Raw genomic sequence first — 13,124 nt, 5'->3', positions numbered from 1 at the left:
CACACTACGCGGTGCATTGGCTGGTGACTTGTGTCAATGCTGCGGGCTTGGAAGTTTCCGTCGCCGCCTCGGCCCGGCACAGGATTCGCCACACGACGATGAAAAGACCCAAATAAAAGAAGCCTGCAAGCGTCGGGGGGCCCCCCGCATCCAAAGCGGTGGTGGGCTCCATTTGCGTGGAGACGAGATAAAGCGCGGTGCCCAAGCCACTGGAGGCGAAACCACAGAAGTAGGCGAACTTTCTCTCCGACAGCGTGCTGAAGTTCACGAAATCCTTTGCGATCATTGCCAGGCCAATTGTCGCGATCGGCAAGTCGTAGTCGTAGGCATAGGGGGTAATCAACGGCGCGGCGAGCACCGAAAGCGCGATTGCTCTTTCTGGCCGCGCGTTCAGGGTCACGCGGATGATAACGAAGATCACGAAGAGCGAAGTGATGACCTGGGCACCAAAGGCGATTTCCGAGGGTAGTGCGAACGATCTGACGGCAGCATAGACCGAAACCATTCGGAAAAGGGGAAAGGCCCCCAGGTTCAGAAGCACTGCACTTTCCCGAACGCCATTTCGGTAGGCCTCCCAGATTTCCAATCCGAAGAAGACGGTCGATAGCGCACAGAGGACGAAAGCAGCCGCCGCGGCAACGGCTATCACTTTCCACATGCGCAGGAGAATCGAAAGGAGGCCCAAGGTGACGGCAAGGTGCGGCTTAACAATCATCATTCCAAGAGGCAGGCCCGCGGCTCCCCTTTTGCTGCGGGCAAGCAAACCGGCGGCGCCAAGGAGGAACCCCGTCATGAATCCATTTTGGCCGCAGGATATCTCCATGATGATGGCGGGAAAGGTCATCAGAACCGGCAACGGAGTAAGGGGTCCCGCCAGGCGATGGACTATCCATACCCAGAGCAAGAATGTAGTGCCAATGAAGATCGTATAGGCAGAGCCCAATGAGAATAAGCCCAGTGGTGCAATAAATAGATCAAATGGCGGTGGATATGCCCACAGCATCAGACTGTGCGCTCCCCTGTAAGTCTCCATCAGTTCCAGAAGAAGTGAGGAATGATAGGTCCGCGCGATGTTACCATCCCAGACGGCCATGGAGACAACATGGAACACGTCGAAATCGATAAGTTTGGTTTCACTGCTTAAGCTGAGAAGTCCGGAAAAATAAAGAACACGTGCCATCAGAACGATGAGGATCGTACCAAAGATGAATTTCGTGCGTTTGAGGAGCCGTTTTTCTAGCGAGCTGAGTTGCAAATTCTCTTGATAGTCGGTCATTGAATTTTCCTTAAAAATAAAATATATTGAAAAATATTTGACCTCATTTGAGCCATTGAGCATTAATGCAAAGATGCACAGAAAACTCAATTTTCAAAAAATCACCGGTATACCGAGGAGCGCCACTATAGCCAAGACTCAAGATAAAGTCACCGGCACGGTCGTAGCACGTGTTGCTTTCGATGTCGGTGCGAGTTGACCGGGTGGGTGCAGGAGGCGAGGTTGACGGGGGTGGGAGCCGTAGAAAGCCATGGAATTATAATCTAGCGTCAATCCTCAACTAAATACATAACCTAGTTTAAGGCTATATCCAAACCATAAAAAAGAAATGCTTTTGGATACGACGAGGACTTTCTATGAAAAAAATAGTAGAAATACTTCATTGTAATGAGCGGGCCAAGTTTGCTAATTCATCGTTGCTCCTGGTTGTGCAAGCATCATCTCTCCTCCTCATAGCGGCCCTGATTCAGATTGCAAATCCAGGTGTCGCCGACGTGAGCTTGTTGACCGCTATTGGAGAGAGGGTCCTGAATGGTGAGCGACTTTATTCTGATATCTTGGAAACCAATCCACCCGCGTCCGTTCTCATTTATCTTCCAGCCGTCTGGATAGCCACGTATTCTAGGATTGAGGCAGAATACGTCCTCTTGGTGCAGATAATCGCAGCCCTAGTAGCGGGATTGTGGTTTTCTGGTCGTTTACTTGCTCGTCATCAGCTCTTAGGGAACGCAACTCATGCTACGATTGCGGCCTTCGTTGCCTTCGGTATCCTTGCCGGAAACTCATTCGCTCAGCGGGAGCACGTAGGCGTAATCGCCCTGCTGCCTATGCTGGCGATCATGAAGTGTAGAACACTCCGGACTGCAAGGATAACAAAATTCGAGAGTCTTGCGGCAGGTATGGCCGCTGGCCTCGCCGTTTCTGTTAAGCCCCATTTTGCTGCAGCAATACTACTTCCGCAATTGTACTTAGCTTGGCGCGCTCGGTCTGTTAGGCCGCTATTTTGCCCTGAAAATTGGCTGATTTTAACAGTGTTCCTGGCTTACGTCGGAAGTGTCTTCCTCCTCTTTCCTATGTATTGGACCAATGTCTTCCCTATTGTGGTGGAGGTTTACAGGCCCGATCGCATTTCGATTGTCTGGCTAACATTGCTCATTTTTCCCGTCATCAACGCAGCCATTATCTATTTCTATACCGCCGGGAGCAGAATCGTTTCTGCGAGCTCCGTTATTCCTGTTCTTGCTGCAGTAGGATTCGTTATCGGCTACTTCGAACAAGGCAAGGGCTGGTCGTATCACTATTACCCAGCGGCTGCTCTATTGCTTTATTTGGTCCTCAAGGACGCCTTGGGGTGTTGGTGGCAGGTTAACAGGGAGCGGGGGCAAGCTCCACCTCGCTACCTGGTCAGAATCGCCGCTGCGATTGCGCTACTGGTATCGGCAGCATTCCGCTTTATGCCGAATGCTCAACCATCAAATTCCTTGGAACCATTCATTCGGGAGATTTCAAGCCGTTCCCGGATCCTTGCCATTTCCGGGGACCTCGGGATCAGTCATCCCTTGGTACGTCGTGTTAATGGTATTTGGAGCGGCACTGTGGTCAGTCAATGGATATCGGAAGCGGCAACCCGCCAAATTCGGACGCGACGCCTTGGTCGCGACTCAGAAGAAAGGAGGAGGCTGGAAAATTGGATCAAAATGGATCGATCCATACTTGCCGCTGACATTCGAAAGGCGCGGCCAGACATACTGTTGATCGACGTACGTGACGACTCCTTGGATTGGAAGGCGTGGGGGCTGGCAGATCCAGAGCTCAAGCAGCTCATGTCCAACTATGTTCTCAAGGCGCAGAACAGGGACGTTGAGCTTTATATTCGCAACGGCCCGTGACCTATAAAGCCCATCGCCGCCTGGCAGGAGGCGCGGCAACGCGACCTATGCCGATGCCGTCCTCGACGGTTGTTCACAATGATCAGCGCCTCGATCTTTCCGAGGGTAGGCCTTCGCCGGAAACAAACACAGAAGGCTTGATACCAAACGCGAACGAAAACGACAGTAGAGCGTAGGCCCTAAGGGCTGAGATCATCTTGGAAATCCGGGGGCGGATTAATCTCGGAGCAAAGGGGCTTCGTCGGAATCGGCATGCGGCTGTGGGTCAGATCCGCGCACAATATTTGAAATAAAGTAGGGAGGTCGTCGCTTTGATTCCAAATAGATCCGTCCGACATATTCCCCAATGATACCTAGAGAAATCATCTGCAATCCCCCGAGGACGAGTGCGCCTACAGCTATCGATGCGTACCCGGGAACATCGACTCCGTAAATCAGCACGCGGGCGATAAGGTAGGCTCCTCGAACGAATCCGATCAGGGCGAAGAAAAATCCAAGATAGCTCCAGAGGCGAAGCGGTAATGTCGAGAAACTCGTAATCCCGTCGAGCGCAAAGTTCCACAGCTTCCAGTAGTTCCAATTGGTCTGTCCACCGATCCGCGCCTTCCGTTCGAAAGGGACGCCAATTTGACGCCCTCCCACCCAGGCAAATAACCCTTTCATAAAGCGGTTATGTTCCGGGAGCTGCTTTAGATAACAGACGATTTTGCGATCAAGGAGGCGAAAATCGCCGACGTCTTTCGGAATAGGCACTGCCGAGAGCTGGTTAAACAAGTTATAGAAAAGACGGGCGGTAACCCGCTTCGAGCCGCTGTCGGACCTTCGACTGGTCCGAATCCCATACACCACATCGAAGCCCTCGCGCCAGCGCCCGATGAAGTCCGCAATGAGCTCCGGCGGATCTTGAAGGTCTGCATCAATTGGGATGACCGCGTCCCCACGGGCGTGATCAAGCGCCGCTGTCAGTGCGGCCTCCTTGCCGAAATTCCGGGAGAGGTCAATGACGCAGACGCGGGGATCGGCCTCGGCGCGCTGCACCAGTTTCAGAAGTGTTCTGTCCTGGCTGCCGTCATTCACGCAAATGATCTCAAAACGACAATCCAACCCGAAGATCGCGCGATCGAGTTCCTCGAAGAAGCGATCGATTGTGTCCTCCTCGTTATGCATGGGGACAAGAATGGATATCAAGGGACAGTTGGGACGCATCGCAGTTGGTCCGGATTGATTTTGAAGCTCATGCATTTTGGCTCATCGGTGTTGCCACCCTAGCGGGCGCTAGCGGACCTGCCTACCCTACCTAGGGATGAAGATGAAAAAGCGATTGATGAGGAAGCTCGTCAGGGGCCCCATGATTATCGCGGCGGCAATCGCAAGGCTGTCCGGCAGGGCCAGAGCCTGAACGCCCAATATCAGGGCCGTGATCACGCCATAGACCATCAGTGAGGCGAGAAAAAATGAGAGAAACGGAGCCCAACCCAGTTGCTTCCGCTTGAAGGTCCATCGCGCGTGACCCAGGTAGGACCATACGACCGCGGTCAGAAACGCAGTGCTGTTGGCGAAGAGAAGAGGCCAACTTACCCCGAGAAGAAGGGCATATGCGACGAGGCCATGGATGAGCGTCGCTGAAAGACCTACTGCACTGAATCGCGAGGCCGTTAAGACTTCCCTCTTCCAAGTGGAGACACGAAGGGCGCTCATGGCTTCGTGGCCAGGTGAAACACTGAGAGCCCTGCCAGGCGATTATACTTGAGGAGCGGGCGTTCGAGTGCTGACAAGCCAGTCAATATGGCATTTGTCACCGGTGAGTGGCGCTGAAGATCACTCGTCGGCGCAGACCGGGGGGCCCGGAAATTGCGAGCGAGCCTCCGGCACGCCGCAAACGGGAAAACGAAGCCGAAGTAGTATGAGCTCCGAACTGTCCGAAGCCCTGCGGCCTGGGCGAGCTTTTCGACGGATTGAATCGTGTAGCGCCGCCTGTGCTCAAGGAACACGTCATGCCCGCTCCATAGAAACTGGAAAGCCGGAACGGTTATGAACACAAAGGAACCCGATTTCATACGCTCCACATACTTGGACAAAAGTCCCCGGTCATCGTCTAGATGTTCCAACACGTCCATAAAGAGAAGGAGGTCAGCACTGGCGTCTCCAGGTGACCGCCGAAAGCGCAGCGGCTTCTGGTTGACAGTGTCGTCCCAGTCGTATGGGTACCCAATATCGACGCAGATCCCCTGTTCAACTGTTGTGGTCTTGAGAAGATAACGCGTGAAGAAACCGGAGCCTGCTCCGACGTCGAGTAAGTCGCGACAACGCTCAAGCGGGACGTATGTCCGCATCGCCTGAGCTTTGCTCTTGTAGTACCAGTGGCTTTCAACACTGTCGCCTAGGATCAGTTCCTCCTTGAGATCCATCAGTCCTCCCCCCCTCTCTGCTCAAAGTCTGGTCAATGTACATCCAGAATGATAAAGTATTTTTAAACAAGAATAACAGCTGCGCAAGGCGCAAGGCTTCTGCCCGAACTCGGTCATAGGCGGAAATAGCAGAGCCTCATCCGGAGGTCCTCTTTCCCTCCAGATGGAAGACTTGGAGAGCCTGTTCAAGAATACGCACCCGTGACTCCGACCGGAGCGGAGTCCAGACCACGCTGTTGCACGCGGCGGCCGTCAGACACCAGGACGCATACTCATCACCGCAAGCGCCGCGGCGACCATGATGACGCCGTAGGGGATTTTGCGGGTGGCGCGGATTTCCTGGAGGCGCATCACTAACGCATAATGCGTGAACTGCAGCGGCATCGGCAATCTGAGCGCCAGCATGATGAGCACGCCGCCGATCAGCAGGAAGATCGCGAAGGGCAGCATGCCGTTCCAGCCGACGAAGAGACCGATCGGCAGGAAAAGCTTGGCGTCGCCGGCGCCGAAGAGGCGGAAGCACCAGAGGGTGAAGCCGAGGGCGAAGAGTAGGAGGCCGGAGGCGAGATCTCCGCCAATGCCGGCAAAGGAGAAGAGCGTGGCGCCGAGATCCTGCTCCATCAGCAGTCCCGGCGCGCCACCGGTTTCGTTCGCCGCCAGGAGCCGCAGCGTGGCATCGACTGCGTAGACGACGATCAGCGCCAGCACGACGCTGTTTGGGATTTTCCAGAGGCGAAAATCGCTCCAGGCGGCATAGAGGAGAAGGAAAACGGCGGCGATGGTTATAATGTTGATGCCTACAATCATGTTATATGAGGCCCCTCGGTGTGGTCGAAATTGATTATCTTCAAATCGTTTTTCGATGACTTCTAACCCATTTGGGTTATAAAGGCGTAAAGCCACTAATCACCATGTAATAATCGTACGACTAATTCCAACTCGAAACGGGTTATCCTTATGTTCCATTTTAACCATAAGATAGAGATGCCGTAAATGGCTACATCTTAGTGGTTGACGAAGTAGTAGTTAACGGTTTATTAATCGTACCCATCGACGAGGTGGTCTCGACGATGGCGCGGGCCGGGGGAAATTGCGGTCACGCGAAATATATTTTGAAAGGATTTCTCGATGAAAGCTGTAATGTCTACGGTACGCGCTTTCGCGCGGGAAGAAGATGGTGTCGCGCTGTCGGAATATCTGATCCTTCTTGGTCTGCTCGTTGGCGGGGTGATCGCTGCGGTAACTTTGGCTGGCTCAAACCTGTCGACGGCATGGAACAACTGGGCTGGATTCTTCCTCGTGTTGGACGATAGTGTTCCGTCTTAATCGAAGTTTCATTCAGGAGAGGGGTTTTTTTGACCCCTCTCTGTTACTTAAACAATTTTTGAACAAAATATTTCGATCATGTATGGGATATCGGCGATGCGCTCCTCGACGATCATGAGTCTTTCTATTGCTGTTGTACTTGCCGGTGTGGCGGTCTTCGGGACGCGCACCTATCTCGCCGATGAGCAGGCGCGGCTCGCGGCCTTGAGCACCCCCAAGACTGAGGAAAGGACGCTTGTTGTCGCCGCCAAGCCCATGCGCTTCGGCGACCGGGTGATGTCGGAAAATCTGAAGACCATTCCCTGGCCTTCCGCTGAGCGGCCCGAGGGCTCGTTCCAAACCATCGAGGGAGTTATCGGCGACGAGACTAAGCCGCGTTATGCCATGGAGGCGATCGATCCCGGAGAACCAGTTTTAACCTCCAAGATCACTGGTGCTGGCGAGCGGGCGACTCTTTCGGCGGCACTCGACCAGCGCATGAAGGCCATTTCCATTCGTGTCAATGACGTGCTCGGCGTCGCCGGTTTCGTGCGTCCGTCGGATCGCGTCGACGTGCTCCTGACTCGCGCCATTCGCAATCAGAGAAACGGCAACGAACAGACCTATGTCGATGTGCTCCTTCAGGGTGTGAAGGTGCTGGCAGTGGACCAGACGGCAGACGAGCGGAAGGATGAGCCCTCCGTCGTCAAGACCGTCACCTTTGAGGTGTCGACGGACGAGGCGCAGCGGCTGACACTTGGCGCCAGCATAGGCACGCTTTCGCTGGCGCTGCGCAACATCGCTTCATCGGACGTCGAGCAGACACGACCGATCACGATTGCCGATCTCGGCGGCGGGCTGGTTTCGAACGAACTCGCGAATAAGGCTGATGACGGGCGATTCGATACGATCGAGAAGCTGGTGCAGAAGGTCGGGGACGAGCTCGGCAACCGGATCGACTCGGTCGAAGACAAAATGAAACAACCTGTTAAAGAAAAGCAGTTACAAATTGTGGAACGTACGGTAGAACCGGCCTTGCCGATTCAGCCAAAATGGGCGACGGTCGGCGTCTGGAATACGACGAAGCGCGAGGAGCACCGAGTCGGATTGATCCAGTGAAATGAAGATGTGGCTCGCCGCAGGGGCTTTAGCGGCCGAACGAGGAGCGGAGGCAGAAGCGGGGATGTTGAGGGGACTGAACAGGGGGGCGGTGCGTGCCAAAGCCCTCGCGGTCACAGCCGCGGCAGCGATCGCCTTCGGGTCGTGGGGAACCGGCTTCGTCGGCCCCGCCGATGCCCAGGAAGAGTATATCAACCTCACTGGTTCGGTAGAGCAGGTGACATTGCCGCCGAACGACACCGTCACCATCCGGACGAGCAAGACCTTTGGCGACCTGGTGATCGGCAGCGCGGAACTGATCGACGTTGTGCCGCTTTCCGATCAGTCGCTCTTCATCCGCGGCAAGGCCCTCGGTGCCACCAATATCTCGATCTATGACGACAACAAGCAGTTGATCGGCGTCATCGACGTCCGCGTCGCCAGCGATTTCAGCGAAGTGGCGTCCGCGGTCCGCGCCGCCGCGCCCTCGTCCAGAGTCCAGGTCTTCAACTCCAACAATCGCATTCGGTTGGCAGGCACGGTGCGTGACGCGGTAGAGCTGCAGCGGGTCGTCGAGATTGCGCAATCCTATTCCGAGGAGCCGGTGATGAACCAGCTTCGCGTCGCCGAATCGCAGCAGGTTATGCTTGAGGTGCGGATCATCGAGGCCTCGCGCCAGACCGGCCGCGACCTCGGCATCGGCTGGTCGGGGCAGGGCCGCAACGGCATCGGCAAGGCGACCCACAGCCAGGGGATCGCGGTGGACGACGGCTCGCTCGTCCGGACGCTCGGCGATGCCGCCGGTGCTGCAACGGGAATGCAGCCCTTCGGGCAGTTGATCGCCAAGGTGCTGGAGATCTCCGGCGGGCAGATCGACATCGTCATCAATGCGCTGGAGCAAAAGGGCCTGGTGCGGCGCCTGGCGCAGCCGAACCTGATCGCGCTCAGCGGCGAGACCGCGAGCTTCCATGCCGGCGGCGAAGTGCCGATCCAAACGACGGTGGCAAATGGTGCGACGGTTGCGACGGAGACGGACTATCGGCCCTTCGGCGTGCGGCTCACCTTCTCGCCGGTGGTGCTCGACGACGGCATCATCAGCCTGAAGGTTCAGCCGGAAGTGTCGGAGCTCGATACGTCCATCAATGTCAACGGCAATCCGGGCTTCATCTCGCGCGCAGCGAGCACCACGGTGGCGCTCCGCGACGGCCAGAGCTTCGCCATGGCGGGGCTCCTGCAATCGGTCAATTCCAAGGATGTCCAGCAATTGCCGTGGCTGGGGCAAGTTCCGGTCATTGGAGCGCTGTTCCGGTCCACGAGCTTCCTAAAGCGGGAATCGGACCTCGTGATCGTCGTGACCCCGCATATCGTGCGGCCGTCGCGTCCGGGCGAGGATCTCTACAGCCCGCTCGACCAGACGCGCTCGTCGAATGATGCGGAGCTTTTCGCGCTCGGCATACTGGAAGTGGACAAGGACATGCTGCGCCGCTTTCGCCTTGGCGAAGGCGTGAAGGGCCCATATGGCCACCGTCTCGATCTTGATGTGGGAGGCCAAGTTGTTGTTTCAAAGAAATAAGCGCCTTCTCCTGGTTCTGACGGCAGCGGGTCTGCTTTCCGGTTGCGCCGATTACCTGAACCATCGCGATTCGATCACCTTCGGGCTGGGCAATGCGGTGGAGGCGAACAAGGGCATCCACATCCAGGAGCCCTTCCCCCGGGTGGCGCAGAACACCAATATCCCGAGCGACGGCAAGGTCATCAATCGGGCGATGCGCACCTATCAGGGCGGCGGACAGACGAGTGCGCCGCCGCCGTCGGCGGTGATCCTGCCGATGGCGACGCCGCCGAATGGAACGAATTCCGCCACTCGATAAGGGGGCGGTCCGAAGCATGGACAGCGGCAATAGGGCCGCTGGATAAGTAAAGGAAATACTAGGCTTGTCTCGATCCTTGGCCAAGGCCCGGTTCGGGTGACCCGAGAATAGATTTTATAAGTTCAGAAGCGGGATGCGGGCGGATAACCGCTGATATTTTTGAAGATTCCGCCCTTGTACTAAGCACATCGTCGTCCGGAGCCGCTTCGCTTCTGACGGCAGCCAAGCCGTGGCGGACATTCCGCCGCGATCCGAGGAGCATGCCATGTTGAGTAAGGCAATCAAACGCTTCCTGGACGATAACCGTGGCTACGTCATCGCCTTGACGCTGATCTCCATGCCGCTTCTGCTCGGCTTTTCACTGATAGTCATCGATGTCGGTCGCACGGGCAATCTCCACACCGACCTGCAGAATGCCGTCGACGCCATGGCGCTCGCCGGTGCCCGCGAGCTCGACGGTCGTGACGATGCGATCGACCGGGCCAATGCGGCAATCGAGACGCTTGCCAACAACGCCGCCTTCGGTGGCGGCGGCACCGGGATGTCGCTCGGCTCTCATATAACCGTGAATTATGATGCAGGAAACGATGCCGGCAGCACGGTGACCGTCCATTACCTCAAGAGCATACCGGCGAACGACGACACGAGAATCGATCCGCTGAGCAACTTCGAGGCGGCGAATGCGAATGAGGCATCCTATGCCTACGTGGTCGCCAAGCCGCAGGCAATGACCACGATCTTCCCGGTGCCCGTCGGCTTCACCCGGGATACGATCAACGTCGCCGCCGATGCCGTGGCGGTCTACCGCGCCAGCGCCTGCGACGTGACGCCGATCTATATCTGCAATCCGTATGAAAACGCCTCGGGCACCAACAACGAAGAGGCGGAAGAACTGCTGCACACGAATTTTGCCGCCGGCAATCTCTACGGCGTGCAGATCGAGCTTCACAGCACGTCTTCGAGTTCTCCCGGCCCCGGCAATTTCGGCTTTCTTTCGACCTATGGAAATGGCGCGAATGTGCTCGCGGAAGCCTTGGCAACCGGCGCCCCGGGTGTGTGCTACAAGCAGGACGCTTTGGAAACCAAGACGGGTGCTAACGCCGGCCCCGTGGAGGCCGGCCTCAACACGCGCTTCGGCCTCTATGGCGGGTCGTTCAAGAGCGCGAGCAATAATGGCCGCTATCGCCCGGCACGCAATGTTCGCTCGGCGCAGACACAGACAGGTGGTGCCAACAAGATCTGCAGCGACTATGATCCGGTCATGGCTGGGAGCACGGTCGGCGATGTCAACCTAGCCGTGCCGCTCGGCTACGGGGCGTCGATGAGCTCGCTTGCCGGCGGCAAGATCAGCACCGGCAACAATTGGCAATACAACACCTACTGGAATGTTGCGCATGGCACAGGCGTTCCTTCGACCGCCGATATCCTGAGCAATCATTCCAGCTATCCGTCGCCAACAGGGTCGCCGTCGCAGCCTTCGGCCTATGACGTCTATCGCTACGAGCTCAACGATCCGAATCTGCTCAATCACGCGTCCAACAGTGGCGAAAAGGGCGCTCCCCTGACCGGCGGGCAATGCTATTCCGGACCCGATCTTTCGAATTACAGCAGTGGCGACTATGGCGATCGCCGGGAAATCTTCGCGGCCGTCGTGAATTGCAAGCACGAGTACAATTCCGGCCGTTTGACAGGGCACAGCACCGATACGCGCGCGATCGCCTTCGCCCGCATGTTCGCGACGAAGCCGGCGATCAAGCAGAGCAGCGAGCGCTATCTCTCGCTTGAAATGATCGACATCACCGGCAAGGGCGGGCGCGGCACTCTGGACGAGTTCCTGCGGGAAGAAGCGGAGCTGGTACGATGAGGGCGTTCAAACATCTCGTTGAGTACCGGCCCAAGGGCACCTTCTGGCGGAAGGAAGAGGGAGCCGTTCTTGCCGAGGCGCTGCTGGCGGTGCCGTTCGTAACGCTTTTCGCTGTCGGCATTCTCGAATTCGGCAATGTCATGTGGGAGCGGATGCAGATCGATGCGGGCCTGCGCGATGCGGGCCGCTATCTCTCCCGCTGCCGGCCGTCTTCGCCGACCTATACCGCCACCTGCGCGGAGGCAACGGCGAAAACGATCGCCTATTACGGAACGCAGGCACCGGCGGCGGGCGCGGCGCTGCGGGTGCCCGGCTGGGGGCCGAGCCTTGCCGATATCACCGTCACGCCTGTCAGCGCCGACGGCACGATCACGCTCGCAACCGCGCATCTTTACGAGGCCTCGCCGCTCTTCGGCTGGCTCGGCATCGGCGCCATCACCATCAGCGTCTCGCATGAAGAGAGGTACATGGGATGGTAGCCGAACGGGTACATGAACAGGCGTTACGTGATCGGATGGGGCAGGCCGCTCCGCTGGTCGGCCGCGCAACCAGTCCTCCCTCATTCCTGTGCTTGTCACAGGAATCCAGCAGCGCCGCGTCGGCGGCGCGGGAGAAACAATGTGATGGGTGGGCCAGCGTCCGCTTGGGCGCACAGTCCAAGGTAGTCATTCACGGTGCGGACGCACCGTGGCTGGATCCCTGTGACAAGCACAGGGATGAGGGTGGTGCATTGGGGCGTCTGGCGCTCCTCGCAGCGAGGCTTCGCGGCCCGACCTCATGGCCATGCCCATTCATAATGCCCTTCCGCAAAGAAGAAAGCGGCGTCGTGCTTTCCGAGGCGCTGATCACGTTTCCGATCGTGCTGCTGGTCTTTGCCGCCTTCGTCGAATTTGGCTATGCGATGTCGCAGTGGAACCAAACGGTGAAGGCGCTGCAATATGGTGCGCGATTGGCGGCCGTTTCCGATCCGCTGGTGAGCCAAGCGTCCTTTGACGCGGCATTTCCAATGGGCGCTGCGAACCCTTTGAACAATGGGGACGCGACGCCAAACGATGCGACGATCTCCGTGAGCTGCGGCCCGGGCTATGCGGCCTGTGATGCCGCCCGACTGAGTCGGATCGTGCGCGGCAGCGACGGCGCCTGCGGTACTGCGGGCGATCCGCGGCCCGGCATCTGCGACATCAACTGGCGTATTCAGCCCGCGAACCTCGTCGTCACCTACCAGCGCTCGGGCCTCGGCTATTGGGGTCGACCGGAGGGGCCGGTGCTGACCATGCGGCTCGAGGTTCGCAACATCACCTTCGACCTGCCGCTCCTGGGTGGCCTGCTGGGGATCAATACCATCACCATACCCGCCCATCCGGTGACGATCACGACCGAAGACCTGAGAACATGCTCAACCTGCTAAACCTT

General features: G+C 57.4%; 13 protein-coding genes. 8 read left to right on the top strand and 5 right to left on the bottom strand.

Features of this window, described 5'->3' with window-relative positions:
• Positions 1–4 precede the first annotated feature (4 nt).
• Entirely contained in the window at positions 5–1,276 is a 1,272-nt protein-coding gene (locus AC4P1R_RS13825; RefSeq protein WP_492177107.1) for a glycosyltransferase family 87 protein, read from the bottom strand.
• Positions 1,277–1,632: 356 nt separating this feature from the next.
• On the opposite strand from AC4P1R_RS13825, the gene AC4P1R_RS13820 reads away from it, so the two are divergent.
• Positions 1,633–3,165, top strand: coding sequence for a hypothetical protein (locus AC4P1R_RS13820; RefSeq protein ID WP_492177106.1), 1,533 nt, complete (start codon positions 1,633–1,635; stop codon positions 3,163–3,165).
• Positions 3,166–3,381: 216 nt separating this feature from the next.
• Here the strand turns inward: AC4P1R_RS13820 and AC4P1R_RS13815 are convergent, their stop codons facing one another.
• The 4 genes from AC4P1R_RS13815 to AC4P1R_RS13800 all read right to left on the bottom strand — a co-directional run bounded on the left by AC4P1R_RS13815 (position 3,382) and on the right by AC4P1R_RS13800 (position 6,380).
• The gene (locus tag AC4P1R_RS13815) at positions 3,382–4,407 is read right to left on the bottom strand and encodes a glycosyltransferase family 2 protein (RefSeq protein ID WP_492177105.1); all 1,026 of its coding nucleotides are present in this window, start codon (positions 4,405–4,407) and stop codon (positions 3,382–3,384) included.
• A gap of 51 nt (positions 4,408–4,458) precedes the next feature.
• Positions 4,459–4,863: a GtrA family protein gene (locus tag AC4P1R_RS13810; RefSeq protein WP_492177104.1), complete on the bottom strand. Its 405-nt coding sequence runs from the start codon at positions 4,861–4,863 to the stop codon at positions 4,459–4,461.
• Complete coding sequence (locus tag AC4P1R_RS13805; RefSeq protein WP_492177103.1) at positions 4,860–5,573, bottom strand: class I SAM-dependent methyltransferase; 714 nt, start codon at positions 5,571–5,573, stop codon at positions 4,860–4,862. The genes AC4P1R_RS13810 and AC4P1R_RS13805 overlap by 4 nt, the downstream gene beginning before the upstream one ends.
• A gap of 252 nt (positions 5,574–5,825) precedes the next feature.
• Complete coding sequence (locus AC4P1R_RS13800) at positions 5,826–6,380, bottom strand: A24 family peptidase (protein ID WP_492177102.1); 555 nt, start codon at positions 6,378–6,380, stop codon at positions 5,826–5,828.
• Positions 6,381–6,701: 321 nt separating this feature from the next.
• Here AC4P1R_RS13800 and AC4P1R_RS13795 point away from each other — a divergent pair, with 321 nt between their 5' ends.
• The 7 genes from AC4P1R_RS13795 to AC4P1R_RS13765 all read left to right on the top strand — a co-directional run bounded on the left by AC4P1R_RS13795 (position 6,702) and on the right by AC4P1R_RS13765 (position 13,119).
• Complete coding sequence (locus AC4P1R_RS13795; protein ID WP_492177101.1) at positions 6,702–6,899, top strand: hypothetical protein; 198 nt, start codon at positions 6,702–6,704, stop codon at positions 6,897–6,899.
• 96 nt (positions 6,900–6,995) lie between these two features.
• Positions 6,996–7,997, top strand: coding sequence for a Flp pilus assembly protein CpaB (gene cpaB, locus AC4P1R_RS13790; protein ID WP_492177100.1), 1,002 nt, complete (start codon positions 6,996–6,998; stop codon positions 7,995–7,997).
• A 64-nt stretch (positions 7,998–8,061) separates the two neighbouring features.
• Positions 8,062–9,549 carry a type II and III secretion system protein family protein gene (locus tag AC4P1R_RS13785; RefSeq protein WP_492177099.1) on the top strand — a complete coding sequence of 496 codons (1,488 nt, stop codon included), beginning with the start codon at positions 8,062–8,064 and terminating at the stop codon, positions 9,547–9,549.
• Complete coding sequence (locus AC4P1R_RS13780) at positions 9,515–9,847, top strand: pilus assembly protein (RefSeq protein WP_492177752.1); 333 nt, start codon at positions 9,515–9,517, stop codon at positions 9,845–9,847. The genes AC4P1R_RS13785 and AC4P1R_RS13780 overlap by 35 nt, the downstream gene beginning before the upstream one ends.
• A 265-nt stretch (positions 9,848–10,112) precedes the next feature.
• Complete coding sequence (locus tag AC4P1R_RS13775) at positions 10,113–11,711, top strand: TadE/TadG family type IV pilus assembly protein (protein WP_492177098.1); 1,599 nt, start codon at positions 10,113–10,115, stop codon at positions 11,709–11,711.
• Positions 11,708–12,190: a TadE/TadG family type IV pilus assembly protein gene (locus AC4P1R_RS13770; RefSeq protein ID WP_492177097.1), complete on the top strand. Its 483-nt coding sequence runs from the start codon at positions 11,708–11,710 to the stop codon at positions 12,188–12,190. Before AC4P1R_RS13775 ends, AC4P1R_RS13770 begins: the two co-directional genes overlap by 4 nt.
• A gap of 317 nt (positions 12,191–12,507) precedes the next feature.
• Positions 12,508–13,119 (top strand): TadE/TadG family type IV pilus assembly protein, encoded by a 612-nt coding sequence (locus AC4P1R_RS13765; RefSeq protein ID WP_492177751.1) that lies wholly within the window; start codon positions 12,508–12,510, stop codon positions 13,117–13,119.
• The last annotated feature ends 5 nt before the right edge of the window (positions 13,120–13,124 follow it).

The organism is Sinorhizobium sp. Y406, from assembly GCF_058732025.1.
This window is presented reverse-complemented; position numbering and strand designations above follow the sequence as displayed.

Bases quoted from the DNA above. Each gene is read 5' to 3' on its own strand.
- AC4P1R_RS13805 (WP_492177103.1), bottom strand. From the start codon at position 5,573: ATGGATCTCAAGGAGGAACTGATCCTAGGCGACAGTGTTGAAAGCCAC.
- AC4P1R_RS13800 (WP_492177102.1), bottom strand. From the start codon at position 6,380: ATGATTGTAGGCATCAACATTATAACCATCGCCGCCGTTTTCCTTCTC.
- AC4P1R_RS13825 (WP_492177107.1), bottom strand. From the start codon at position 1,276: ATGACCGACTATCAAGAGAATTTGCAACTCAGCTCGCTAGAAAAACGG.
- AC4P1R_RS13780 (WP_492177752.1), top strand. From the start codon at position 9,515: ATGTGGGAGGCCAAGTTGTTGTTTCAAAGAAATAAGCGCCTTCTCCTG.
- AC4P1R_RS13820 (WP_492177106.1), top strand. From the start codon at position 1,633: ATGAAAAAAATAGTAGAAATACTTCATTGTAATGAGCGGGCCAAGTTT.
- cpaB (WP_492177100.1), top strand. From the start codon at position 6,996: ATGCGCTCCTCGACGATCATGAGTCTTTCTATTGCTGTTGTACTTGCC.
- AC4P1R_RS13810 (WP_492177104.1), bottom strand. From the start codon at position 4,863: ATGAGCGCCCTTCGTGTCTCCACTTGGAAGAGGGAAGTCTTAACGGCC.
- AC4P1R_RS13765 (WP_492177751.1), top strand. From the start codon at position 12,508: ATGCCCTTCCGCAAAGAAGAAAGCGGCGTCGTGCTTTCCGAGGCGCTG.
- AC4P1R_RS13795 (WP_492177101.1), top strand. From the start codon at position 6,702: ATGAAAGCTGTAATGTCTACGGTACGCGCTTTCGCGCGGGAAGAAGAT.
- AC4P1R_RS13775 (WP_492177098.1), top strand. From the start codon at position 10,113: ATGTTGAGTAAGGCAATCAAACGCTTCCTGGACGATAACCGTGGCTAC.
- AC4P1R_RS13815 (WP_492177105.1), bottom strand. From the start codon at position 4,407: ATGCATGAGCTTCAAAATCAATCCGGACCAACTGCGATGCGTCCCAAC.
- AC4P1R_RS13785 (WP_492177099.1), top strand. From the start codon at position 8,062: ATGTTGAGGGGACTGAACAGGGGGGCGGTGCGTGCCAAAGCCCTCGCG.
- AC4P1R_RS13770 (WP_492177097.1), top strand. From the start codon at position 11,708: ATGAGGGCGTTCAAACATCTCGTTGAGTACCGGCCCAAGGGCACCTTC.